The organism is Amycolatopsis sp. NBC_00438, from assembly GCF_036026695.1.
GTDB lineage: Bacteria > Actinomycetota > Actinomycetes > Mycobacteriales > Pseudonocardiaceae > Amycolatopsis.
In genome coordinates this window covers 7,598,600-7,622,352 of the sequence record NZ_CP107923.1, presented here as the reverse complement: position 1 = coordinate 7,622,352, position 23,753 = coordinate 7,598,600, and the positions used below count along the sequence as shown (strand labels likewise).

Genomic DNA, 23,753 nt, shown 5'->3' with positions numbered 1-23,753 from the left:
CGCCGGAGTTCACGGGGCCGCCAGCGGTGCGAGCAGCGCCGGATCCCCGCTGACCTCGGCGTGGTGCGCCCGCCCCCACAGCGCGCGGTAGACGTCGTCGGCGTCGCCGCGCAGTTCGGCGTCCGGGGTGCCCGGTGGTACCGGCCGCGCGTGTTCGCCGGGGGCCAGCCGCAGGGCCCACGTGCGGCCGGGTGTCGTGAAGTGGACGGTCCCGGCCTTTTCGTAGCGCGGCGAGCGTTGTGGGACGAGGAACGTCAGGTACTCGTCGACGCCGTCGGCGGCGAACTCCGGCGAGTACCTCGTGGCCGGCCGCGGGTCGAGCGCGGATTCCGCGTCGAGGCGGTGGATCGCGGCTTCGTGCGCCATCCGCCGCGTCCAGTCGCCGACGCTCACCGCGACGCCCGGGAACGGCGAGCGCGCCGGTGTCGCCGGTGGCTGGGAGAGGGCTTCGCGCATCGCCATGCGCTGGCCGTCCCACCAGCCGAGCAGCTCGTCCCAGTCGTCGGGCGGGGCCGGTTCGGCCGAGGTGTTCAGTGCCGTCGCGACGGCGAAGCAGTGCACCCACGCCACGTGCCGCACCAGGTCATGGACAGTCCACTTCGGACAGTTCCGGACCGGGGCCGACGGCCCGGCGGTCAGCGCCGCCCGCTTCAGCGCGTCGGCGTGGACGTCGATCGCCTCCAGGAACTCCATGCGCCGACCGTAGCCGCCGCCCGGCTTCGATCGCGAGCACCAGAGCAAGCCCGAGGCCGAAGGACAGCAACAGGCCCTTCGCCGGCTCGTCGGCGAAGGCCACGCCGCCGGCGAGCCCGATCAGCACGCTGTAGACCGCCCAGATCGCCGCGCCGGCCGCGTCCACCAGCACGAACCGGGCCACCGGGTAACCGAGGCTGCCGTTCGCCAGCGCGCTCGCGACGCGCCCGCCGGGCAGGTAGCGGGCGGCGATGATCAGCAGACCGCCGTTGCGCCGCACCTGGTCCCGCGCCCACTCGTACCGCCGCCGTCCGTTCGGCCCGCGTTCCAGCCGCGCGATCGCCCGCGGCCCGGCCGAGCGCCCGATGGCGTACCCGAGGCAGTCACCCGTCCACGCCCCGCCGGCGGCGATCGCGGCGAGCAGCGCCAGCTGCGCGGGATCCGGCCCGAACAGGACGGCGACGGTCACGACGGTCGTCTCGCTCGGCATGAACGGCAGCAGCGCGTCCGACCCGGACACCGCGAAGACGAGCACCCACAGCCACGGCGAGCCCAGCGCGCCGCGCAGCAGCTCGGTGACGTGCCCCAGGAGTTCCACGCGTTCATGGTGATCACCGCAGGTCACCCGCGGGTGACGCAGCGGGGTGCGGCCGGTGAACAAGCAGTTCTAGGGGGCGACCGGGGCGACGGCGGCCCACGGCACGGTCAGCTCGCCGAGCCGGATGCGCCCCGGCGGCCCCAGCACCGGCCAGCCGCGGGAACCCAGCAGCCGCACCGTCTCCAGCCAGCGAGACCGGGCGCCGAACGCCTGGTGCGGGGCCGCGGCCGCCCAGCAGGCGTCCAGGGTGGACAGCAGGTCGTGGACGCGCTCGCCCGGGACGTTGCGGTGGATCAGCGCCTTCGGCAGCCGCTCGGCCACCGTCGACGGCCGGTCCAGCCCCGCGAGCCGGACCGACAGCGTCAGCGAGACCGGGCCGTCGCGGGACACCAGCACCCACGTCGAGAGGCGGCCGATCTCGTCGCACGTGCCCTCGACCAGGAGCCCTTCAGGGGGCATCGACTCCAGCATCAGCTGCCACGCGCCCGCGACCTCGTGCTCCGCGTACTGGCGCAGCACGTTGAACGCCCGGACCAGCACCGGGCGCGAACCGGCCAGCTCGAACCCGCCGCGCTGGAACGCAAGCCACGGTGGTGCCGCCGCGGACTGCGCGAAAGCGACCCGCTCGGCGTCCAGTTCCAGGCCCAGTACGCGGACGTCGGGGCGGACCCGGCGCAGCCAGCGGGCCAGCTCCACAGTGGTCACCGGGGACGCGCCGTAACCGAGGTCGACGACCAGGGGTGAGCCGGCTGCGCGCAGCAAGCGGGTCGTCGGGGGCGCGGTGGCGATCCACCGGTCGACCCGGCGCAGGCGGTTCGGGTTGGTCGTTCCTCGGGTCGGCGCGCCGACCGGGCTCAGGCGGCGTCGGCCAGCCACTTCGCGGAGAATTCGGCTTCGCGGTCCAGCAGCTTCGTGACTTGTTCGGCGATCACGCTCTCCAGCTTCGCGCCGAACAGCGGGATCCGCACGACCACCTCGCCGCTCGTCCGCAGCACCGTCTTGGCGCCGTCGGCCAGCAGCGCGGTCCGCGCGGTGATCTCACCCGGGACGCCGCCGACCTCGACCGCCGCCTTGCCCTGGTACTCGGCGCCGGACGGCTGCCAGATCTGCGTGCGCGTCACGATCAGGTCGCCCTTGTGCAGCGTCCGGACGGCCTGCGGCAGCTTGTCGGCGCTGATGCCCTGCCGCAGCTGGTAGCGCAGGCCCTTCTCGGAGACCTCGTACGACAGCAGGGCCGCGGCGTGCCCGCCCAGCTCCTCGAGGCGCGCCCGCAGGGCTTCTTCACCGGCCACGGCGGTGTACGCGGCCGCGACGTCGGCGGAGAAGTCAGCACGGTGCTCGATCCGGGATCCCATGGGCCGGACAGTACCGTCAGGCGCGTGAACCCCGCCCGAACTCCCGCACTCCCGAAGCTCTCCGCGTACACCACGCTGCGCCTCGGCGGTCCGGCCCGCCGGTTCGTCAGCGCCGCGACCAGCGAAGATCTCGTCGCCGCGGTCCGCGAGGCCGACGCGGCGGGCGAGCCGGTGCTGCTGCTCGGCGGCGGCTCGAACCTGGTGGTCGGCGACGCGGGGTTCGCGGGCACGGTCGTCGAGGTGGCGAACACCGGCTGGCGGCGTGCCGGCGCGATCGTCGACGTCGAGGCCGGCCAGAACTGGGACGCCTTCGTCGCCGGGCTGGTCGAGGCCGGGCTGGGCGGGCTCGAATGCCTCTCCGGCATCCCCGGCAGCGTCGGTGCGACGCCGATCCAGAACGTCGGCGCGTACGGCTGCGAAGTCGCCGAGTCGATCGTCTCGCTGGAGCTGTACGACCGCGTGACGCGCGAAGTGCGCACGCTCAAGGCCGACGAGCTCGGCTTCGCCTACCGCACCAGCATCCTCAAGGGAACCGACACCGGGGTCGTGCTCTCGGTCCGCTTCGAGGTCCGCGAAGACGGCCTTTCCGCGCCGGTCCGCTACGCCGAACTCGCGCGCACGCTCGGCGTCGAGATCGGCTCGCGCGTCCCGGCGGCCGACGCGCGCGAAGCCGTCCTGGGGCTGCGTCGCGGCAAGGGCATGGTGCTCGACCCGGCCGACCACGACACGTGGAGCGCAGGCTCGTTCTTCACCAACCCGATCGTCCCGGCGGCCGACGCCGAGGCCGTCCTGGCCCGCATCGCGGAGAGCGTCGAGGGTGCCGCCCCGCAGTACCCGGCCGACGGCGGGACCAAGCTGTCCGCGGCCTGGCTGATCGAGCGCGCCGGCTTCGCCAAGGGGTACCCCGGGCCGGGGAGCCGCGTCTCGCTGTCGACCAAGCACACGCTCGCGCTGACCAACCGCGGCGAGGCGACGACGGAGGATCTGCTCGCCCTGGCCCGCGAGGTGCGCGACGGCGTCCACGAGCGCTTCGGCGTCCGCCTGCACCCCGAACCGCTCTTGATCAACTGCGTCATTTGAGCCGAAACGGGCAACCTGGACGTGTATCGGACGTCTTTGTCGACAACGGTGACGTGCACCTGATCGGCTGGTCTTTACCTTTCGGCGGGTAACGTCAGGCGGGTCACCAGCGCTAAGGGCGTGGAACCTGCTGGTCAGTGGGGGAACTCGGGAGGATTTCGTGATCGAACGGCGCTTGGTCTTCAAGGCGGCTCTCGCGGCGGGGGCCGCTGTGGTCGTCGCGGCGTGTTCGGGCACGAACGACGGCACCGCGCTGCCCACCGGGGCGGCGAACGCCGACGGCGAGGGCGGCGGCGCGCAGCCGGTGGCGAAGATCACGGCCGAGCCGGCCGCCGACGCCAAGGACGCCTCGGTCCTCAAGCCCGTCGTGCTCAAGGTCGCCGACGGCAAGCTCACCGAGTGCAAGGTCACCGCCGACGGCGGCAAGGACCTCAAGGGTGACACCTCGCCCGACGGCCTCACCTGGACCAGCTCCGAGCCGCTCGGCTACGGCAAGAAGTACACCTACGCGGCCAAGGCCACCGGCAGCGACGGCAAGCCGGTCGAGTTCACCGGCACGTTCAGCACGGTCAGTCCGGCGAAGCAGGTCCGCGCCACGCTCAACCCGGCCGACAACGCCCAGGTCGGCGTGGCCATGCCGATCAGCGTCAAGTTCGCGTCGCCGGTCAAGGACCGCGCGGCCGTCGAGAAGGCCCTGTCCGTGAAGACGGACAAGACCGTCGAAGGCGCCTGGGGCTGGCTGTCCGACAGCCAGGTCGACTACCGGCCCAAAGAGTACTGGCCGCAGAACATCACGGTGAACGTCGAGGCGAAGCTGTACGGCGTCGAGCTGGGCGGCGGCGCGTACGGCAAGGCCGACGTCACCACGAAGTTCAAGATCGGCCGCAACCAGGTGGTCAAGGTCAACACCCCCGAGCACCAGATGCACGTCTACCGCGGTGGTGCGCAGGTCAAGAGCTACCCGTGCGCGAACGGGCTGGACGCCGAGGTCGACCGCAACACCCCGAACGGCACCTACATCGTGATGAGCAAGGAGCCGACGGCGGTCTTCGACAACGCCCGCTACGGCTACACGAACGTCAACAAGAAGTGGGCCTGCCGGTTCTCCAACCACGGCGAGTACATCCACGAGAACCAGGACAACGCGGCCAACATCGGGAAGACCAACAACTCCCACGGCTGCGTCAACCTGCTCGAGGCCGACGCCAAGGACTACTTCGACTCCGCGCTGGTCGGCGACCCGGTCGAGATCACCGGCTCCAAGCTGGGCGCGCCGATGGCCTCGGACGTCAAGGACTGGAACTACTCCTGGTCGGCTTGGCAGGCGCTGGGCGCCAAGTAGCCGATGCGGACCGAAGTCGTCGGACACGGCGGGACGCGTCTCGGCCTGCGGGTCGAGGGTGCGGAGAACAGCAGGCCGATCGTGTTCGTGCACGGCTGGGCGCAGTCGTCCGGCTGCTGGGCCGCGCAGCTCGCCGACCCGGCGCTGACCGAGCGGTTCCGCCTGGTCGCGATGGACCTGCGCGGGCACGGCGCGTCCGACGTGCCGGCCACGGGGTACGACGACCCGGTGGTCTGGGCCGACGACCTCGCCGCGGTGCTCGACTTCGCCGGCCCGGACGCGATCGTGGTCGCCTGGTCCTACGGCGGTCTGGTGCTGACCGACCACATCCGGGTGCACGGCACCGCACGGCTGCGCGGGCTCGTGCTCGTCGGCGCGATCACCGAGATCGGCCCGGACCGGCCGGGCGGGACCATCGGCCCGCTGATGCGGGAGCACATGCGCGCGATGCTTTCGGACGATCCGGACATCGCGCTCCCGGCGCTCACGGCGTTCAGCCGCGACATGGTGACCCGGCCGATCCCCGGTACCCAGGCCCAAGCTCTGCTCGGCGCTTCTCTCAGCGTGCCGCCCGCGGTGCGGTCCGCCCTCTTCCGGCGGAACATCGGCAGTGAAGAAGTGCTGGCCACGGTCGACAAGCCGGCCCTGGTCCTGCACGGCTCGAGCGATCGGGTGATCGACGCCGCGGCGATGAAGTACGCCGTCGGGAAGATTCCGGGGGCCACCGGACGTTGGTTCCTTGGCGGGGGTCATGCGCCCTTCGCCGAGACCGCGGAGGAGTTCGACGCGGTGCTCCGGCAGTTCGCCGAGGAATGCTGACGTAGAACGCGGGAGACGAGACAGGTGACCAGCTCCATCCGGGGGTTCCGTGCTGCGCCGCGCCGGGTAGCGGTGCTGTCCGTGCACACTTCGCCGCTCGAACAGCCAGGGACCGGCGACGCGGGCGGGATGAACGTCTACGTCAGCCAGACGGCGACCGAGATGGCCCGCCGCGGGGTCGAGATCGAGGTGTTCACCCGCGCGACGGCGTCGGACCAGCCGCCGAAGGTCGAGCTGGCGCCGGGCGTGACCGTCCGGCACGTGCAGGCGGGGCCCTTCGAGCCGCTGAGCCGCGACGAGCTGCCCGCGCAGCTGTGCGCGTTCACCTCCGGCGTGCTGCGCACCGAGGCGTTCCACGAGCCCGGCTACTACGACCTCATCCACTCGCACTACTGGCTCTCGGGCCAGGTCGGCTGGCTCGCCCGCGACCGCTGGTCCGTGCCGCTGGTGCACACCGCGCACACCCTGGCGAAGGTGAAGAACGCCGCGCTCGCCGAGGGTGACAAGCCCGAGCCGCGCCTGCGCGTGATCGGCGAGGAGCAGGTCGTCGCCGAGGCGGACAGGCTGGTCGCCAACACCCCGGTCGAAGCGCGGCAGCTCATCGACCTCTACGGCGCCGAGCCGCACGCGGTGCACGCCGTGCCGCCGGGGGTCGACCTCGAACGCTTCACCCCCGGCCCGAAGAACCTCGCACGCGCCGAGCTCGGGCTGCCCGACGACGCCGTCGTGCTGGCGTTCGCCGGCCGGATCCAGCCGCTGAAGGCGCCGGACGTCCTGCTGTACGCCGCCGAAGCGCTGCTGCGACGGCGCCCCGAACTGGCGTCGAAGCTGATCGTGCTGATCGTCGGCGGGCCGTCCGGCACCGGGCTGGAGCAGCCGCAGGCGCTGCGCGAACTCGCCGTGTCGCTCGGTATCGAGCGGCAGGTCCGGTTCCTGCCGCCGCAGCCGGGCGAGGCGCTCGCCCGGGTCTTCCGCGCCGCCGACGTCGTCGCGGTGCCCAGCTACAACGAGTCGTTCGGGCTGGTCGCGCTGGAGGCGCAGGCCTGCGGGACGCCGGTGGTCGCCGCCGACGTCGGCGGGTTGCCGATGGCGGTGCCGCACGGCGTCTCCGGGCTGCTGGTGCCCGGGCACGGCGCCGACGAGTGGGCGGACGCGCTGGCCGCGATCGCGCTGCGCCCGGACCGGTGCGCCGAGCTCGGCGCCAACGCCGCCCTGCACGCACGGCACTTCTCCTGGCGTCGTACGACGGACGCGCTGCTCGACATCTATGCTCAGGCCACCAGCGCGTTCTCCCGCGCCCTGGAGCTGCGCGCGGAGGTGGCGGTGTGAGTCTCGACGAGCTGATCAAGTCCACTTTGGACGAAGCGGGGCTCGAGTACGACCGGCGTGGCCCGGGAAAGTACTTCGTCACGCTGCCGGGCACGAAGAAGCTGCAGACCAACGCGTGGCTCGTCGACGGCGACCACGCGTTCTCCGTGGAAGCGTTCGTCTGCCGGCGTCCCGACGAGTCCCATGAGGACGTTTACCGGTTCCTGTTGCAGCGCAACGCGAAGCTCTACGGCGTGCACTACACAGTGGACAATCTCGGCGACATCTACCTGGTCGGCCGGTTCGGCAAGGAGACGCTGAGCGCCGACGAGCTCGACAAGGTGCTCGGCCAGGTCCTCGAGGCCGCCGACGGCGACTTCAACGCGCTGCTGGAGATCGGCTTCGCGACGTCGATCAAGCGCGAGTGGGACTGGCGCGTTTCCCGCGGCGAGTCCCTGGCCAATCTCGAGGCGTTCAAGCACCTCGTCGGACCCGCGAAGCCGCACGAACCCGGCTTGACCGAGTCGTGACCCGGCCCGTGCAACGGGGCTGAACCGGACATCCGTCTCACCGCCAGTCGAAACTGGAGGGAGACGCAGGATGCGGACTCGATGGAGAACCCTGTTCGCGGTCGCGGGCGTGGCTTTTGTGCTGGCCGGCTGCTCGGCGAACGAGAGCGGCACGTCGTCCTCGGCGGACAGCGCCGGGATCGGCCCGGCCCCGGCGGTGCCCCAGCAACCGCAGCAGGGGACCGCGGGGAACGGGAAGGCCGAGACGAACAAGGGGCAGCAGGTCCCCGCGCCGCAGGCCGGGGCGGCCGATCGCAAGCTCTCGCGCAGCGCGCGGCTCGAACTGACCGCCACGAAGGTCACCGACGTCGTCGCCGAGGCCCGGGGGATCGCGCAGGGCGCCGGGGGTTACACGGGCCAGGAGAGCACCGGCGAGAGCACGGCGACGCTCAGCCTCGCCGTGCCGGCCGAGAAGCTGGACGGCGTGCTCGACCAGCTTTCCCACCTGGGCACCAACCTGGTGCGGCGGGAGATGAACACCCAGGACGTCACCGAGCAGACCATCGACGTCGAAGCGCGGCTGGCGACACAACGGGCGTCCGTGGAGCGGATTCGCGCGCTGCTCGCGAAGGCGACGTCGGTGTCGGAGATCGCTTCGGTGGAAAGTGAGCTCACGAGTCGCGAAGCGACCCTCGAATCTCTCGAACAGCAACGGAATTCGCTCGCCGGCAGCGTCGCGATGTCGACCGTCGCGATGACCATCCGGAGTGTGGCCGCGCCGCCGCCCGCCACGGAAGACCACAGTGGATTCGTCGGCGGCCTGGCCGGCGGCTGGGACGCGTTCCTCGTCTTCGGCGGCGGCCTGCTGACGGTGCTGGGCGCGATCGCGCCGTTCCTGCTCATCATCGGCCCGCTCGCCGTGCTGGGCTGGTGGCTGCACCGCCGTCGCCGCGCTTCGCGGCCGGTGCCCGTGACGCCCGAGGTGTGAAGCGGGCAGGCGGGACGGCTCGAGGGAGGGGGGAGTCGCGATCTCGAGCCGCCCCGCTGAAGTTCCCGCCGATCAGGACCCGGTGACGAGGGGGGTGCCAACGGGGCCGGCGGGCCGCGGCTCGGCAGGGGGGAGACGAGCCGCGGTCAAAGCCCGAAACCGGCCGGGGAGTGCGTGGAATCCGGCCGCTCGGGACGTAAGTCAACCTGTCAGAACTCGACCTGTAATCACAAGACTACACACTAGTCCGTTCGAGTGAACTTTGCGCAGACCGATAACGCAGTGCAGCATGTTGCACCGAATTTGTCCCTTGTTGGCAGGTGGTCTTGTCATCGGGTGAAGGTGTTACTCCGCGGTAACGCACTCTGTGTAGGTCGGCTGGGGAAAACCCCAGACCTGGGAGGTCACCAGCGGGCGCCGTGGTCCGTTCTGGCAGGCTGGACCCCATGGGCGAACTTGGGACGTTGGTGCTGCTCCGGCACGGGCAGAGCACGTGGAACGCGGAAAACCTGTTCACCGGCTGGGTGGACGTACCCCTTTCGGAGCAGGGCGAGGGCGAAGCCCGCAAGGGTGGGCAGCTGCTGGCCGACGCCGCACTGCTGCCGGACGTGGTGCACACCTCGCTGCTGCGGCGCGCGATCTCGACCGCGAACATCGCCCTCGACGCCGCGGACCGGCACTGGATCCCGGTGAAGCGCGACTGGCGGCTCAACGAGCGCCACTACGGCGCGCTGCAGGGCAAGGACAAGAAGCAGACGCTGGCCGAGTTCGGCGAGGAGCAGTTCATGCTCTGGCGCCGCTCGTACGACACCCCGCCGCCGGCGATCGACCCGAAGGACGAGTGGAGCCAGGCCGGCGACGCCCGGTACGCGGACCTCGGCGACAGCGCCCCGCTGACCGAGTGCCTCAAGGACGTCGTCGCGCGCCTGCTGCCGTACTGGGAGTCCGCGATCGTGCCGGACCTGCGCGCGGGCAAGACCGTGCTGGTCGCCGCGCACGGCAACTCGCTGCGCGCGCTCGTCAAGCACCTCGACGGGATCTCGGACGCCGACATCGCGGGCCTCAACATCCCGACCGGCATCCCGCTGCGCTACGACCTCACCGACGACCTCGAGCCGGTGAAGCCGGGCGGCGAGTACCTCGACCCGGCCGCCGCCAAGGAAGCCGCGGCCGCGGTCGCGAACCAGGGCCGCTGACACGCCAAAGCCGTGAAGGGCACCTTCAGGGACTCTATGTCCCTGAAGGTGCCCTTCACGGCTTTCAGGAGCCGGTGACGGCCTGGATCGCGGTCGCCTTCCAGAAGCCGCTCGCGCGGACGATGTCGAGCGTGGCCGTCACGGGCTTGGTGGTCACCTGGCCCGCCGCGTCCGTCACCTGCAGGTTCGCGTAGAGCAGCACCGTCGCCTTGTCGCCGGTGACCGACGTCACGCCGGTCATCAGGTCCGGCGGGACGACGGCGCGCACCCCGCCCTTGCGGATCCCGTCGACGTAGGCGGCCTTCGACCGGCGGTACTCGCTCAGCAGCGGCTCGGCGGCGACGGCTTCGGCCCGTGCGTAGGTGCCTTCGGGATCGGCGCTGTCCGCCGAGGCCAGCGCGTTCACGGCGGTCCGCGCCCCGGTCAGCGCCGAGTCGCGCAGGCCGGCCGGGCTGCCGTCGGCTGGGTGCGGCGCGGGCGGCGCCTGGGCCGGGCTCACCGCGATGTCGGAGAGCCGCCAGGCGCCGTTCGCCTTGAGCGCGGTGAACGCGACCGTCGCCAGGCCCTTCGTCGTCCCGTTGACCTGTTCGAGCACGGTCAGCGCCCGCACCCGGTTCCCGGTCAGCTCGAGGGCCGCGGACACCAGCACCCGGGTGGTCAGGCGGACCCGCTGCGGGCTGCTCTTGACCTGCGCGAACAGCGTCGCATACTGCGCTTTGGCGGCGCCCGTGAGATGCGCGTCGGCGGTCTTGCCGAACGCGGCCGGATCCGCGGAGTCGTAGGTGAAGACCGCTTCGGCCGCGGTCTTCACGGCGGCGAGCGCGGCGGCCGTACCCGGGGCGTCGATCACCGCGAGGTTCTCCGCGCCCGGGATCGCCGCGGCTGTGCCCGGGACGGCCGAAGAGCACGCCGAGCACACCGAGCACGCCGCCGTCGCGAGGACCAGCGCCAGCAGCGCTCGCCTCACAGAAGCCCGGCTTCGCGGGCCAGCGCACCGGCCTGGAACCGCGAGGACGCGCCGAGGATCTCCATCAGCTCGGCGACGCGGCGCCGGTAGGTCCGCAGGCCGACGCCGAGCGTGCGGGCGGCCACCTCGTCCTTGCAGCCCGACGCCAGCTGCTCGAGGATCTCCCGCCCACCGAGCTCGGTGAACCGCGCCTGGTAGGCCGCGAGGTCGGTGGCGCCGGCCCAGGCCGCCTCGAACAGCGACTGGATGCCCTGGACCAGCTCCGGGTTGCTGACGACGGTGTAGCTGCGGACGTGGCCGACGCGGTCGCCGGCCACGATCGCGATCCGGCGGTCGAGCAGGATCGTCTCGTTGATCTCGCGTTCGGTGATCCGGATGCGCGCGCCGTGCGTGGTCATGAACCGCAGGTGCTCCGCCAGCTCGGGGTCGAGCAGCACGCCGGGCTGGTAGACCTTGCGCACGGTCGTGTGCTCCCGCACCGCCTGCTCCCGCTCGGGCGCGCTCGGGTGCGCCGTCGCCCACGTATGCAGGTCCCGCGCCGCGCACGAAACCTCGGTCGCCGCCGCGAACAGGTGCTTCGTCCGCTCGAACAGCTCCGCTTCGCCGCGCACCACGACGACGTCCGTCACCTTTTCCACACCTTCGAGTGTCCGCTGCGTGGCAGCAAACTGCCAAACCCGGCCCGGATCCGGCCACGTGGCGAAGCTGGAGGCATGACCACGAACACCCTTCCCGCCGCCGCGGCGGGCACCTGGAAGCTCGGCTCCTTCGAAGTCAACCGGCTCGGTTACGGCGCGATGCGCCTGATGTCCACTTCGGACGGCGGCGTCCGCGACCGCGAGACGTCCATCGCGGTGCTCCGCCGCGCCGTCGAGCTCGGCGTGAACCACATCGACACCGCTTCCTTCTACTTCGCCGGCCCGCGCGCGGCGAACGAACTCATCAACAGCGCCCTCGCGCCGTACGACAACCTGGTGCTCACCACCAAAGTCGGTCCCGGCCGCGACTTCGAGGGCACCTTCTTCACGGCCCGGCCCGAGCAGCTGCGCGCACAGGTCGAGCAGAACCTGCGCGAGCTGGGTCTGGACCACCTCGACGTCGCCAACTACCGCATCGGCGAAGGCCTCGACCGCGGCACCGGCTCCCTCGCCGACGGTTTCGGCGCGCTCGCCGACCTCCGGGAGAAGGGGCTGATCCGCGAGCTGGGCATCTCCAACGTCGGCCCGGATCACCTGACCGAGGCCCTGGCGATCGCGCCGGTCGTCTGCGTGCAGAACCAGTACGGCCTGACCGCGCGCCGGGAGGACGACGAGCTCGTCCGGCTGTGCGCCGACCACGGCATCGCCTTCGTGCCGTTCTTCGCCGTCGCCAGCGGAACGGGTGAGGACGCGCGGGTCGCGGAGGTCGCGAAGCGCCACGACGCCACCCCGGCGCAGATCCGGCTCGCCTGGACCCTGCACCAGGGCCCGCACGTGCTCGCGATCCCGGGCACCGGCGACGTCGCGCACCTCGAGCAGAACGTCGCCGCGGCGGCCCTGGAACTCACCGACGAGGATCTGAAGACACTCGAACGGGACAACTGATTCACCCGGAATGTCTCGCTCGGGAATCGGCCGGGTGAACGTGGGCTGACACCCGGGCGAACAAGTCGTCCTCAGGTGTCGCGGTGCTCACGACTGGGCGGACAACGCTAGGCCGAAGGGCCACAACAGCGCTTACGATCGGCCCGTGACCACGCCTGTTTCACTCGCACTGGCCATCGGCGCCCTGGTGGCCGGTGCGGTGGTCGGTTACCTCCTCGCGCGGGCGCGAACCCGCCGCGAAGAGGCCCGCCCGCCGGGCCCGACCGTCGCGGAGCTCCTGGAGCGCCTGGTCCGGTCCTCCCACAACGGCGTCGTCGTGCTCAACAAGTTCGGCGACATGGTGCTGCACAACCCGCGGGCCTACGAGCTCGGCCTGGTCCGGGTCAACCAGGCCGACCCGCGGGCCCGCAAGGCCGCCGAACAGGTCGTCGAAACCGACGAGGCGCTGGAGATCGACCTCTCGCCGCTGGAAGCGCGCGGCCGGCAGCCGGAGGCGGTGCTCGGCCAGGTCCGGCCCCTCGGCGACGGCTTCACCGTCGTCGAGGCGGTCGACCACTCCGAGGCCATCCGGCTGGAGGCCGTGCGCCGCGACTTCGTCGCCAACGTCAGCCACGAGCTCAAGACCCCGGTCGGCGCGATCGCGCTGCTCACCGAGGCCGTCCTCGACGCCGCCGAGGACGTCGAGGAGGTCCGCCGCTTCGGCAGCAAGATCCTGCGCGAGTCGACCCGCCTCGGCCAGCTCGTCACCGAGCTGATCGCGCTTTCCCGGCTGCAGGGGGCCGAGCGGCTGCCGGACCTCAACGTCGTCGAAGTCGACGCCGTCGTCCGCGAATCCCTCGGCCGCACGACGCTCTCGGCGGAGTCCGCCGACATCAGCATCACCACCGACCCGGCCAGCGGCCTGCTCATCGAGGGCGACCGCACGCTGCTGGTCACGGCGCTGTCGAACCTGCTGGAGAACGCCGTCGCGTACTCGCCGGCCGGCAGCCCGGTGTCCATCAGCAGGCGGCTGGCCGACGGCATGGTCGAGATCGCCGTCACCGACCGCGGCATCGGCATCCCCGAGGACGAGCAGACCCGCGTGTTCGAGCGCTTCTACCGCGCCGACAAGGCCCGCTCGCGCGCCACCGGCGGCACCGGGCTCGGCCTGGCGATCGTCAAGCACGTCGCGGCCAACCACGGCGGTTCGGTCGGCCTGTGGAGCCGGCCGGGCACCGGCTCGACGTTCACCCTCCGCATCCCCGCGCACGTCAGCCCCGAACCGGCCCCCGAGCCGGCGCGGGCGGCCAAGACCTCGCCGGCACCACGGCAGGAGAAGACCCCCGAGCGCACCCAGAGGCTCGTGGTTACCGGGCAGGAAAGCCCAGATCATGGAGGAAACCTGTGACCAGGGTTCTCATCGTCGAAGACGAGGAGTCGTTCGCCGACCCGCTCGCCTTCCTGCTGCGGAAGGAAGGGTTCACCGCCGCGGTGGCCGGCACCGGCCAGGCCGCGCTGGAGGAGTTCGACCGCAACGGCGCCGACATCGTCCTGCTCGACCTGATGCTGCCGGGCATGAGCGGCACGGACGTCTGCAAGCAGCTGCGCCAGCGCTCCGCGGTGCCGGTGATCATGGTGACCGCGCGCGACAGCGAGATCGACAAGGTCGTCGGCCTGGAACTGGGCGCGGACGACTACGTCACCAAGCCGTACTCGGCGCGTGAGCTGATCGCGCGGGTCCGCGCGGTGCTGCGCCGCGGCGGCGAGCCCGGCGCCGAGGGCGAGCTGGCCCCGCTGGTGCTCTCGGCGGGCCCGGTCCGGATGGACGTCGAACGCCACGTGGTGACGGTCGACGGTGAGGAGGTCTCGCTCCCGCTCAAGGAGTTCGACCTGCTCGAGTACCTGCTCCGCAACGTCGGCCGGGTGCTCACCCGCGGCCAGCTGATCGACCGGGTGTGGGGCGCGGACTACGTCGGCGACACCAAGACCCTCGACGTCCACGTGAAGCGCCTGCGCTCGAAGATCGAGCCGGACCCGGGTTCGCCGCGGCACCTCGTGACGGTGCGCGGGCTGGGCTACAAGTTCGAGACGTAAAGCCCTCGTAAGCCGCACTTTCGCCGTGAAAGTGTACCGGAGGTGGTAACTCCGGAACACTTTCACGGCGAAAGTGCGGCCTTGGCCGGACCGAGTGTTGTTGGTTACATGTTCGAGACCTGACGCTCGGGCCGGTACGCTGGACCCCCGTGCGCCTAGGGGTACTCGACGTCGGTTCCAACACCGTCCACCTGCTCGTGGTCGACGCCCACCGTGGCGCCCACCCGACCCCGATGCATTCCGAGAAGTCCGTGCTCCGGCTGGCCGAGCGGATCACCCGCACCGGAGACCTCAGCAAGACCGGTGCGGACGAGCTCGTGACCGCGGTCGAATCCGCCAAGGCGGCGGCCGTCCGGCTCGGCTGCGAAGCGGTCATGGCGTTCGCCACCTCCGCCGTCCGCGAAGCCAAGAACTCGGCGAAAGTGCTGGCCCGCGTGGCCGACGAGACGGGTGTCGAGCTGCAGGTCCTCTCCGGCACCGACGAAGCCCGGCTGACCTTCCTCGCCGTCCGCCGCTGGTACGGCTGGTCGGCCGGGCAGCTGCTGGTGCTCGACATCGGCGGCGGCTCGCTGGAGATCGCGATGGGCCGCGACGAAGAGCCCGTGCTGGCCGAATCGCTGCCGCTGGGCGCCGGCCGCACCACCCGGACCCGCTTCCGGCACGACCCGCCGACGCGCTCGGAGCTCGTCGCGACGTCGGCCTGGCTCGACGACCAGCTCACCGATCTCGCGCGGAAGATCACCAAATGGGGTGAACCGGATCGCGTCGTCGCGACGTCGAAGACGTTCCGGTCGCTGGCCCGGCTGACCGGCGCCGCCCCCTCGGCCGCGGGCCCGCGAGCGCGCCGTACGCTCTCGGACACCGCTTTGCGCCAGCTCCTGGCCTTCATCTCGCGGATGCCCTCGGCCGATCTGGCGCAGCTCGAGGGGGTCAGTTCGAGCCGATCGCACCAGCTGGTGGCGGGCGCGCTCGTCGCGCAGGCCACGATGCGGGCGCTCGGCGTGCCGGAACTCGAGATTTGCCCGTGGGCTCTGCGAGAAGGTGTCATCCTGCGGCGGCTGGACCATTCCACCGGCGCGGATGAAACTGGAGCCGCGCTCGTGGCGCGCTTCGGCGCACAGGAGGACCGGTGAAAGCAGACGACTGGACTTCGCCCGCGACGGTGTTTTGCTTGAAGCACGGGCACGATGGAGAGGTGACGGACATGCAGAGGACGACGTACAGCGCGCGCTGCGCCGCCGGCGTGCCGTCGGGAGCCTCCCGAGGTGCCGGCCCTGACAACTCGGTGCGCGCGAGGGATTACCAGGTATGACGGACCAGACCGGAGGCGACCAGCCGCAGAAGACCGTGGCTGAGCTGCTCGCCCAGCACGGTGCGCAGGTCGACGGCGGACGCCGCCGCCGACGTCGCGCCGTCGATGACGACGACGAACCGGCCACCCCGGAGCCGCCCGGCCCGACCGGCACGCACCGGCGGCCGGGGATCGGCGACACCGGCCCGCAGGCGATCATCGACCGGGTCAACTCCGAGGGCACGGTCCCGCCGCCCCCCGCTCCGCCCGCCCGTCCGGCGGGTGGCCGGCGCCGTTCCGAGCCGCCACCCCCGCCGCCGCCCGCGCCCCGCGTGGTCCCGCCGGACTCGCAGCCGTTGCCGCGGCCGCCGCAGCCCCCGGGCCGCCCCGGCCCCGAGTCCGGGCAGTACGCGCGCCCGGTCCCGCAGGAGTCGGGCCAGTTCAACCGCCCGGCGCCGCCCCAGGAGTCCGGGCAGTTCGGGCGCCCGGAGCCCGCTCAGCCGCCGGCGCCGCAGCGGCCGCAGGAGTCGGCCCAGCTGCCGGTGCCGCCGCGTGCGCCGCGCCGCCAGCCGCCACCCCCGCAGCAGCCGTCCCAGCAGCTGCCCCAGCCGTCCCAGCAGCTTCCGGTGCCCCCGCCGCCCCCGCCGGCGGCCGAGGAGACGCGGGCAGCCGTGCCGCCGGTCCGGCGCCGCCCGCCCCCGCCGCCGCAGCCTTCGCAGCAGCTGCCGACCCCGCCGCCGCCCGGCAGCCCGCTGTCGGCCCGGCTCGACGGGCTCAACGGCACCCCGGACGCCGACGTGGACGGCCTCGGCGGCCCAGCCGGTCCTGGCGGGCCTCCCGGGCCTCCCGGGCCGATGGCCAGCGGCACGTTCGCCGCGCCGCCCGGACCGCCGCGCCGTGCCCCGTCGCGCCGTCCGCAGCCGAAGCAGGAGGCCTACACCGAGCAGTTCTCCGCCGTCCCCGACGAAGAGCCGCCGCCCCCGGCCCGGCCGAAGAAGGGCAAGCCGCAGCCCGAGACCCCGGACATCTCCACGCCCGCGGGCCTCGCCAACTGGCGCAAGCGCCGCCAGAAGGAGCAGATGGAGGACACCGAGATCGGTGTCATGCCGGTGGTGCCCGCCGACGCTCCGGACGACGGCTACCCCGACGACGACTTCGAGCCGGACGACGGTTTCGCTCCCGAAGGCAGCGGCTACCAGGCCGCCTACGACGCGGGCCCGCCGACCGGCACCTACCCGCCGCCGATGCCGTTCGCGCCCGGCGACCGCGCCTCGCGGACGCCGATCCCGGACGACCTGGAGCCCTACGAGCGCGAGTTCGCCGAGCCCGGCTACCCGGCCGACGGCCCGGACTTCGAGCAGGACGACTACGGGTACGAACAGGGCGACGGCTACGAAGACGACGAGTACGACGACGCGCCCGAACCGGCCGCCGAGCCGGCGCCCGCGGGCTCGCCGGGCAAGCAGTGGCTCGGCCTGGCCGGGCAGCTCGCCCTCGGCGTCGTCGGCGGGGCCGCCGTCTGGCTGGGCTTCAACTGGCTGTGGGTGAACATCCCGGCCGCCGCGCTGGTCGCGGCCGTGCTGGTGGTCGTCGCGCTGGTCTGGATCGTGCGGAAGATCCGCCGCGCCGAGGACCTGCAGACCACCGTGCTCGCCGTGTTGGTCGGCTTGGTGGTGACCGTCTCACCGGCGGCGTTGTTGCTGGTCGGACGCTGATCGCCGGGTAGAGGATGAGACCTGGATCCCCTTCCCGGCCCGGCCGTGCGGCCCACCCTCGGTGACGAGGCAGGATGTCCGGCGTGACAGACGAGAAGCCGGTGCCCGTCGGGCTCAGCACGGCGTCGGTGTGGCCGCTCAAGGCCGGCTCGGCGTTCGAGCTGGCCGCCGAGCTCGGTTACGACGGCGTCGAGGTGATGGTCTGGGCCGACGCGGTCAGCCAGGACGTCGCGGCCCTGCGCCGCTGGTCACGCCGCACCGGTGTGCCCGTGCTGTCGATCCATTCGCCGTCGCTGCTGATCACCCAGCGGATCTGGTCGCCGGACCCGGTGGTGCGGCTGCGGATGTCGGTCGACGCCGCGGTGGAGCTCGGCGCGCGGACCGTCGTCGTGCACCCGCCGTTCCGCTGGCAGCGCCGCTACGGCGACGCGTTCGGCGACCTCGTCGACGAGCTGGAGGAGTCCAGCGGCGTCGAGATCGCCGTCGAGAACATGTTCAAGGTCCGGCCGCCCGGCGGGTCGAAGAACTCGCGCGTGTCGGCGTTCCGGCCGTCGATCGATCCCACGGACGTCGGGTTCCGGCACTACACGCTCGACCTGTCGCACACGGCGGCGGCGCGGATGGACGCGCTGGCGCTGGCGCAGCGGATGGGGGAGGGCCTCACCCACGTCCACCTGGCCGACGGCACCGGCATCCCGAAGGACGAGCACATGGTGCCCGGCCGCGGCGGCCAGCCGTGCGCGTCGCTGCTGGAGAAGCTGGTCAGCAACGGTTTCGCCGGCCAGATCGTGCTGGAGATCAACACCCGGCACGCGCTCACGCAGGCCCAGCGCGTCCGCGACCTCGCCGAGGCGCTGCTGTTCGCACGCTTCCACCTGGGGCAGTAACTGAGCACGTTCCGACAGGACACGACTACTCCCGCCACCGAATCGGGCACGTGAACACGTAAAGTTCCGACTGTGAACACGTTGCGCTCGTTGATCTCCGCCATCCCCGGTCCGGACCTGTTTTCCCCGATCGGGACCGTGGGTACGGACGGGACCGCGCGTTCGTGAGCGCAACGGACGGCACCGCCGTGTCCTTCGACACGGCGACCGCGACGCGGTCGATGGGGGACGGCACCTTCACCGCGGTGCTGCGCGCGGAGTGGGCCATCGGGTCCCATCCGCACGGGGGGTTCCTGCTGGCCCTGCTGGCCAAGGCGGGGATCGCCGCGCTGCACGAACGCGGGGAGCCGCACGCCGAGCCCCTGGTCGTCAGCGCGGAGTTCCTGCACGCGCCCGCGCTCGGCCCGGTGCTGCTGCGCACGGACGTCCGCAAGGTCGGCCGCCGCGCGACGGTCGTCGAGGTCCGGCTGGAGCAGCGCGGCCGCAGCTGCGTCGAGGCGCGCGTGACCACCGGCCGGCTGCCGGTGCGGCGCCCGGAGTGGACCGACGTGCCGTCGATGCCCGCCGAGCCGTCGCCGGGGGCGCTGACCATGCCGGAGAGCCCCGAGGGCCCGTTCAACCTGGCCAAGGGCTGCGACGTCCGGCTCGACCCGGCGACCGCGGGCTACCTGTCCGGCCGGACGGGTGAGCCGCCGCGGATGCGCCTGTGGGTCCGGCCGCGCCACGGCCTGGTCGACCCGTACTTCACGCTCCTGGCGTCGGACGTCAACCCGCCGGTGGTGATGAACCTGGGCCGCATCGGCTGGGCTCCGACGGTCCAGCTGACGGCCCTGCTGCGCACCCGCCCGGCCCCGGGCTGGCTGCGGGTCATCGTCGAGTCCCGGTCGGTGCACGAGTCGTGGTTCGACTCGGACGCCACGGTGATCGACGCCCAGGGCCGGCTGGTCTGCCAGGCCCGGCAGCTGGGCCTCGCCCCGGCCCCGGGCGGCTGAGCGCGGGTCCGGCCGGGCTGGTGCCGGCGGTCCTGCTGGGCGCCGCTGTCAGGGCGGTCTCGTCGGTCACGGGAGCCACCGGGCGCGTCGCGGCGAGCCCAGGCCCGCCCCCGGGCGGCTGAGCGACGATCTGGCACGCTTGACGGCATGACGGTCATCGCGGTGCTGGGTGCGGGAAAGATCGGCGAGGCGTTGCTCTCGGGGCTGCTGCACGGTGGTCACGTGCCGGGCGACCTGCTCTTCACCGAGCGGTACCCGGCGCGCGTCGAGGAGCTGACGGCCCGCTACGGCATCCGCGGCGTCGAGGTCGAGGACGCCGCCAAGCAGGCCGACGTGCTCGTCGTGGCCGTCAAGCCGCAGGACATCGATCCCGTGCTGGCCGAACTGGCGCCGCTGCTGGGCCCGTCGTCGCTGGTGGTGTCGCTCTGCGCGGGGCTGCCGACGTCGCTGTACGAGCGCCGGCTGGCCGAGGGCGTGCCCGTGGTGCGGGTGATGCCGAACACGCCGATGCTGGTCGGCGAGGCCATGAGCGCCATCTCCGCGGGCCGCCACGCGACCGCCGAGCACCTGGCCGTGGTCAAGGACCTGCTCTCGCACGTCGGCCAGGTCGTCGAGGTGCCGGAGGCCCAGCAGGACGCCGTCACGGCATTGTCCGGCTCCGGCCCGGCGTACTTCTTCTACCTGGTCGAGGCCATGATCGACGCCGGCATCCTGCTCGGCCTCCCGCGCGCGCTCGCCGGCCAGCTGATCATCCAGTCGGCCGTCGGCGCGGCGAAGATGCTCGCCGAGTCGGACGAGCACCCGGTGCTGCTGCGCGAGGCCGTGACGTCGCCCGCGGGCACCACCATCAACGCCATCCGCGAGCTGGAGAAGCACGGCGTCCGCGCGGCCCTGCTCGACGCCATCGAGGCGGCCAAGGACCGCTCGGAGGCGCTGGGCAAGGCCCACGAGAGCTGAGCCCGCGTCACGGCGCGCACGTCTCCGGTCGTCTTAGTGGCTGGTCGGGAACGGTCCGGCCGTCCACGACGAGGCCGCTCGAGCCGGTCTGCGGCCGGTACCCCGCGATCTCGGCACCGGGCCCGTCGCCGGTGGCCGGTGAGTGGGCTCTCATCGCTCGAACGAGGCTTCTCTCGACCTCGATGGTGCCCGGATTCATCGTTATGGGCGATTGTGGCGGTCTTGCACGCGCGAGTGGGTGTGCGTTAGCGCTGGTAGGAGCCCATCTCGGTGACAGGCGTCGCATTAGTCCCACCAGTCCCGCTACTCTCGATAGAGCACGTGCGTGTCGATACCACAGGTGGGGAAGCCTCGTGGCGCGACACGTGTCGAAGGACGCGGTAAAAATGTCGCCGAACAAGAAGGAAGAGCTGCCCGCTGTCGGGCAGGTCCAGTTCCTGACGGTCGCCGAAGTGGCCACGCTGATGCGGGTCTCCAAGATGACCGTCTACCGTCTCGTGCACTCGGGTGAGCTACCCGCCGTCAGGGTCGGGAAGTCCTTCCGGGTGCCGGAGAAAGCAGTGCACGAGTACCTCCAGGGTGCGTATTACGACGTGGGCTGAAACAACCGGGGGATCCGCCAGCCGGACCCCCGAAAGGCCAGCTGAACCGGTCAGCGGGCACGCCGCCGCCAGCGGCGCGCAGGGCTTGGACGTGCCCGCCGACCGGCCCGCGCGACGTGGCGGGTAACCTGGAAAACCGCTCGTGCCTGTGCGCTCCACCCGTTGGACGCTGCGCCGGGCAGCGTGACCGACGACGAACTAAGGAGCGCCCATGGGCTCTGTGATCAAGAAGCGCCGTAAGCGCATGTCCAAGAAGAAGCACCGCAAGCTGCTTCGCCGCACGCGTGTGCAGCGTCGTAAGGCCGGTAAGTAGTAACCCGGCTCAGCCGAGCGTGACCGTGGCCCGTCCAGTCTCTGGACGGGCCACGTCCATGTGGTGGACGCGCCTCCCCTGTTCGAGTGAGGCGCTCGTCGCTTTTCGGGGCGTGGCGGTTAATAGCATGTAAGACACCCGGGAGCTACCACTGATGAGCGGTAACATCTCAAGGGCGTCCGCGCGATGCTTCCAGTGAGTGCAGGTTCGCGCACGTCGGGTGATCGTCCGCCCCTCACACGCCCTACACCGCAGGGAGTCGTATGCCGTCGAACATCGTGCTCGTGACCGGGGTCGCCGGGGAACTGGGCGGGAAACTGCTCGCCCGGCTCGGCAACAACCCCGACTTCGAGCGGGTCATCGGCGTCGACACGGTACCGCCGGACAAGACGGTGCTGCAGCGCATGGGCAACGCGGAGTTCGTCCGCGCGGACATCCGGAACCCGTTGATCGCCAAGGTGATCAGCACGGCCAAAGTGGACACCGTGGTGCACGCGTCGTGCACCGCGCACCCCGCCGGCCCGGGCCGGCGCACGGCCATCAAGGAAGTCAACGTCATCGGCACCATGCGGCTGCTCGCGGCCTGCCAGCGTTCGCCGTTGGTGCGCAAGCTGATCGTCAAGTCGACCGCGGCCGTGTACGGCGCGGGCGCGCGCTCGCAGGCGGTGTTCACCGAGGACTCCGAGCTCATCCCGACGTCGACCAGCGGGTACGCGAAGGACGCCGTCGAGATGGAGGGTTACGTGCGCGGCCTGACGCGGCGCCGTCCGGACATCACCACGACGTTGTTCCGCTTCGCCAACATCATCGGGCCCTCGACCGACACGGTCCTGTCCCGCTACTTCGCGCTGCCGGTGGTGCCGACCGTTTTCGGTTATGACGCGCGCATCCAGTTGCTGCACTCGTCGGACGCGCTGTCCGTTTTGGAGCGCGCGACGATCGAAGACAAGCCCGGCGTGTTCAACGTCGGCTCCGAAGGGGTACTCACGCTCTCACAGGCGATCCGGCGAGCGGGCCGGGTCGAGTTGCCGATGCCGCGCAGCGTGGTCCCGTCGGTCGGCAAGGTGCTGCGCGGCGCGCGTGTCGTCGACTTCTCCGCCGACCAGGTGCGGCTGCTGAACTTCGGCCGGGTGGTCGACATCACCAAGCTGAAGCAGGAGTTCGGCTACACGCCGCGGTGGACCACGCGGGAGGCGTTCGACGACTACGTCGTCGGCCGCGGCCTGCGCCCGGTGCTCGACGGCGGCCGGCTCGCGGGCCTGGCCGGCAAGGTGCTCGTCGCCGCGGCGACCGGGCAGAGCCGATGAGCAGACCGCACGACGCGAACGACTTCGAAAGCGAGGCGGAGACGGTGGGCGGTGCCGAGGCACAGGTCATCCCCCTGCACGGACCGGGCCGCGAGAAGCCGGCGGCCCAGCCCGCCGCCTCCGCGGCCGCGGCGGACCTGCGGGAGGCCGATGCCGCGCGCGAAGACGCCCCGGTCGTCGCGTTCCCCGGCGCCGAGCCGCCGGCCCCGGCGCCCGAGGTGCTCTCGGACGCGGCGAGATCCGCGCTCGGCTTCATCCGCGACAGGCTGACCGGCGACTACACCGTCGACGAGTTCGGGTTCGACGCCGAGCTGACCGACGCCGTGTTCCTCCCGCCGCTGCGCGCGCTCTACCGGAACTGGTTCCGCGTCGACACGTTCGGCGTCGAGAACCTCCCGGCCGAGGGCGGCGCCCTGCTGGTGTCCAACCACTCGGGCACGTTGCCGCTGGACTCCCTGATGACGGCGGTCGCGGTGCACGACGAGACCGGCGGCCGGCACCTGCGCGGCCTCGGTGCCGACCTGGTGTTCCAGGTGCCGCTGGTGGGCTCGTTCGCCCGCAAGTCCGGTCAGACGCTGGCCTGCAACGCGGACGCGGAACGCCTGCTGCGCAAGGGTGAGCTGGTCGGCGTGTGGCCGGAGGGCTTCAAGGGCGTCGGCAAGCCGTTCTCGTCCCGCTACAAGCTGCAGCGCTTCGGCCGCGGCGGATTTGTGTCGGCGGCGCTGCGCGCGGGCGTCCCGATCATCCCGGTGTCGGTGATCGGCGCCGAGGAGATCTACCCGAAGCTGGGCGACATCAAGGTGCTGGCCCGCATGCTGGGCCTGCCGTACTTCCCGGTGACGCCGTTCTTCCCGCTGCTCGGCCCGCTGGGCGCGATCCCGCTCCCGACGAAGTGGAGCATCGAGTTCGGCGAGCCGATCCCGACGGACACGTTCGGGCCGGAGGCCGTGGACGACCCGATGCTGGTCTTCCAGCTGACGGACCAGGTGCGCGAGTCGATCCAGCAGACGCTCTACCAGCGCCTTTCGCAGCGGAAGTCCGTTTTCCGCCGCTGAGCGAACCGCCCGCCGGCCGTGAAATCCGCGTGAGGTGACGCACCTTTCCTAGCGAAAGTGACGTCTCGGGCCGGGCGTGAAGTCCGCGTGAGGTGACGCATCTTTCCTAGCGAAAGTGACGTC

The 23,753-nt window shown here is 71.9% G+C and carries 25 protein-coding genes; 19 read left to right on the top strand and 6 right to left on the bottom strand.

Translation table 11 applies throughout. The features are described 5' to 3' along the window. Window positions 1–9 precede the first annotated feature (9 nt). From OG494_RS34500 to OG494_RS34485, 4 genes are all read right to left on the bottom strand, one after another. Window positions 10–693, bottom strand: a complete 684-nt coding sequence (locus OG494_RS34500; protein WP_328445897.1) for a maleylpyruvate isomerase family mycothiol-dependent enzyme — start codon at window positions 691–693, stop codon at window positions 10–12. Then, window positions 584–1,291, bottom strand: a complete 708-nt coding sequence (locus tag OG494_RS34495; RefSeq protein ID WP_328445895.1) for a DedA family protein — start codon at window positions 1,289–1,291, stop codon at window positions 584–586. Before OG494_RS34495 ends, OG494_RS34500 begins: the two co-directional genes overlap by 110 nt. A gap of 69 nt (window positions 1,292–1,360) precedes the next feature. Beyond that, window positions 1,361–2,167, bottom strand: a complete 807-nt coding sequence (locus tag OG494_RS34490; protein ID WP_328445893.1) for a class I SAM-dependent methyltransferase — start codon at window positions 2,165–2,167, stop codon at window positions 1,361–1,363. Next, window positions 2,146–2,646 carry a DUF2505 domain-containing protein gene (locus OG494_RS34485; protein WP_328445891.1) on the bottom strand — a complete coding sequence of 167 codons (501 nt, stop codon included), beginning with the start codon at window positions 2,644–2,646 and terminating at the stop codon, window positions 2,146–2,148. Before OG494_RS34485 ends, OG494_RS34490 begins: the two co-directional genes overlap by 22 nt. A 24-nt stretch (window positions 2,647–2,670) precedes the next feature. Between OG494_RS34485 and OG494_RS34480 the strand changes: the two genes are divergently transcribed. The 7 genes from OG494_RS34480 (at window position 2,671) to OG494_RS34450 (ending at window position 9,888) form a co-directional block, all read left to right on the top strand. After that, the gene (locus OG494_RS34480) at window positions 2,671–3,726 is read left to right on the top strand and encodes a UDP-N-acetylmuramate dehydrogenase (RefSeq protein ID WP_328445889.1); all 1,056 of its coding nucleotides are present in this window, start codon (window positions 2,671–2,673) and stop codon (window positions 3,724–3,726) included. Window positions 3,727–3,886: 160 nt separating this feature from the next. Further along, a complete protein-coding gene (locus OG494_RS34475) occupies window positions 3,887–5,068 on the top strand; it encodes a L,D-transpeptidase (RefSeq protein ID WP_328445887.1) in 1,182 nt (393 codons plus the stop codon). A 3-nt stretch (window positions 5,069–5,071) separates the two neighbouring features. Continuing rightward, window positions 5,072–5,887, top strand: a complete 816-nt coding sequence (locus tag OG494_RS34470; protein ID WP_328445885.1) for an alpha/beta fold hydrolase — start codon at window positions 5,072–5,074, stop codon at window positions 5,885–5,887. Between the two features lie 24 nt (window positions 5,888–5,911). After that, window positions 5,912–7,216 carry a D-inositol-3-phosphate glycosyltransferase gene (gene mshA, locus OG494_RS34465; protein WP_328445883.1) on the top strand — a complete coding sequence of 435 codons (1,305 nt, stop codon included), beginning with the start codon at window positions 5,912–5,914 and terminating at the stop codon, window positions 7,214–7,216. After that, window positions 7,213–7,725 carry a YbjN domain-containing protein gene (locus OG494_RS34460; RefSeq protein ID WP_328445881.1) on the top strand — a complete coding sequence of 171 codons (513 nt, stop codon included), beginning with the start codon at window positions 7,213–7,215 and terminating at the stop codon, window positions 7,723–7,725. Before mshA ends, OG494_RS34460 begins: the two co-directional genes overlap by 4 nt. 70 nt (window positions 7,726–7,795) lie before the next feature. Next, window positions 7,796–8,692: a DUF4349 domain-containing protein gene (locus tag OG494_RS34455; RefSeq protein ID WP_328445880.1), complete on the top strand. Its 897-nt coding sequence runs from the start codon at window positions 7,796–7,798 to the stop codon at window positions 8,690–8,692. A gap of 446 nt (window positions 8,693–9,138) precedes the next feature. Continuing rightward, the gene (locus tag OG494_RS34450) at window positions 9,139–9,888 is read left to right on the top strand and encodes a phosphoglyceromutase (RefSeq protein ID WP_328445878.1); all 750 of its coding nucleotides are present in this window, start codon (window positions 9,139–9,141) and stop codon (window positions 9,886–9,888) included. Window positions 9,889–9,952: 64 nt separating this feature from the next. Here OG494_RS34450 and OG494_RS34445 read toward each other — a convergent pair whose 3' ends face one another. Both OG494_RS34445 and OG494_RS34440 read right to left on the bottom strand, forming a co-directional pair. After that, on the bottom strand, window positions 9,953–10,855 hold the full coding sequence (locus OG494_RS34445; protein WP_328445876.1) for a hypothetical protein: 903 nt from the start codon (window positions 10,853–10,855) through the stop codon (window positions 9,953–9,955). Next, window positions 10,852–11,493, bottom strand: coding sequence for a DNA-binding response regulator (locus tag OG494_RS34440; protein WP_328445874.1), 642 nt, complete (start codon window positions 11,491–11,493; stop codon window positions 10,852–10,854). Before OG494_RS34440 ends, OG494_RS34445 begins: the two co-directional genes overlap by 4 nt. Before the next feature lie 75 nt (window positions 11,494–11,568). Between OG494_RS34440 and OG494_RS34435 the strand changes: the two genes are divergently transcribed. The 12 genes from OG494_RS34435 (at window position 11,569) to OG494_RS34380 (ending at window position 23,630) form a co-directional block, all read left to right on the top strand. Further along, a complete protein-coding gene (locus OG494_RS34435) occupies window positions 11,569–12,438 on the top strand; it encodes an oxidoreductase (RefSeq protein ID WP_328445872.1) in 870 nt (289 codons plus the stop codon). Window positions 12,439–12,583: 145 nt separating this feature from the next. Beyond that, window positions 12,584–13,825 (top strand): sensor histidine kinase, encoded by a 1,242-nt coding sequence (locus tag OG494_RS34430; RefSeq protein WP_328445871.1) that lies wholly within the window; start codon window positions 12,584–12,586, stop codon window positions 13,823–13,825. Continuing rightward, complete coding sequence (locus OG494_RS34425) at window positions 13,822–14,511, top strand: response regulator transcription factor (protein WP_247060263.1); 690 nt, start codon at window positions 13,822–13,824, stop codon at window positions 14,509–14,511. The genes OG494_RS34430 and OG494_RS34425 overlap by 4 nt, the downstream gene beginning before the upstream one ends. A 149-nt stretch (window positions 14,512–14,660) precedes the next feature. Continuing rightward, window positions 14,661–15,644 (top strand): Ppx/GppA phosphatase family protein, encoded by a 984-nt coding sequence (locus OG494_RS34420; protein ID WP_328445869.1) that lies wholly within the window; start codon window positions 14,661–14,663, stop codon window positions 15,642–15,644. A gap of 175 nt (window positions 15,645–15,819) precedes the next feature. Then, the gene (locus tag OG494_RS34415) at window positions 15,820–17,517 is read left to right on the top strand and encodes a hypothetical protein (RefSeq protein ID WP_328445867.1); all 1,698 of its coding nucleotides are present in this window, start codon (window positions 15,820–15,822) and stop codon (window positions 17,515–17,517) included. 74 nt (window positions 17,518–17,591) lie between these two features. Beyond that, on the top strand, window positions 17,592–18,404 hold the full coding sequence (locus OG494_RS34410) for a sugar phosphate isomerase/epimerase family protein (RefSeq protein WP_328445865.1): 813 nt from the start codon (window positions 17,592–17,594) through the stop codon (window positions 18,402–18,404). 221 nt (window positions 18,405–18,625) lie between these two features. Further along, on the top strand, window positions 18,626–19,396 hold the full coding sequence (locus OG494_RS34405; protein ID WP_328459107.1) for a thioesterase family protein: 771 nt from the start codon (window positions 18,626–18,628) through the stop codon (window positions 19,394–19,396). 147 nt (window positions 19,397–19,543) lie between these two features. Then, the gene (gene proC / locus OG494_RS34400) at window positions 19,544–20,353 is read left to right on the top strand and encodes a pyrroline-5-carboxylate reductase (RefSeq protein WP_328445863.1); all 810 of its coding nucleotides are present in this window, start codon (window positions 19,544–19,546) and stop codon (window positions 20,351–20,353) included. 386 nt (window positions 20,354–20,739) lie between these two features. Continuing rightward, the gene (locus tag OG494_RS34395; RefSeq protein ID WP_285456379.1) at window positions 20,740–20,955 is read left to right on the top strand and encodes a helix-turn-helix domain-containing protein; all 216 of its coding nucleotides are present in this window, start codon (window positions 20,740–20,742) and stop codon (window positions 20,953–20,955) included. A 211-nt stretch (window positions 20,956–21,166) separates the two neighbouring features. Further along, window positions 21,167–21,268: a 30S ribosomal protein bS22 gene (locus OG494_RS34390; RefSeq protein WP_007030867.1), complete on the top strand. Its 102-nt coding sequence runs from the start codon at window positions 21,167–21,169 to the stop codon at window positions 21,266–21,268. Between the two features lie 263 nt (window positions 21,269–21,531). After that, entirely contained in the window at window positions 21,532–22,575 is a 1,044-nt protein-coding gene (locus OG494_RS34385) for an NAD-dependent epimerase/dehydratase family protein (RefSeq protein WP_328445856.1), read from the top strand. Beyond that, window positions 22,572–23,630, top strand: a complete 1,059-nt coding sequence (locus OG494_RS34380) for a lysophospholipid acyltransferase family protein (RefSeq protein WP_328445854.1) — start codon at window positions 22,572–22,574, stop codon at window positions 23,628–23,630. The genes OG494_RS34385 and OG494_RS34380 overlap by 4 nt, the downstream gene beginning before the upstream one ends. Window positions 23,631–23,753 lie beyond the last annotated feature (123 nt).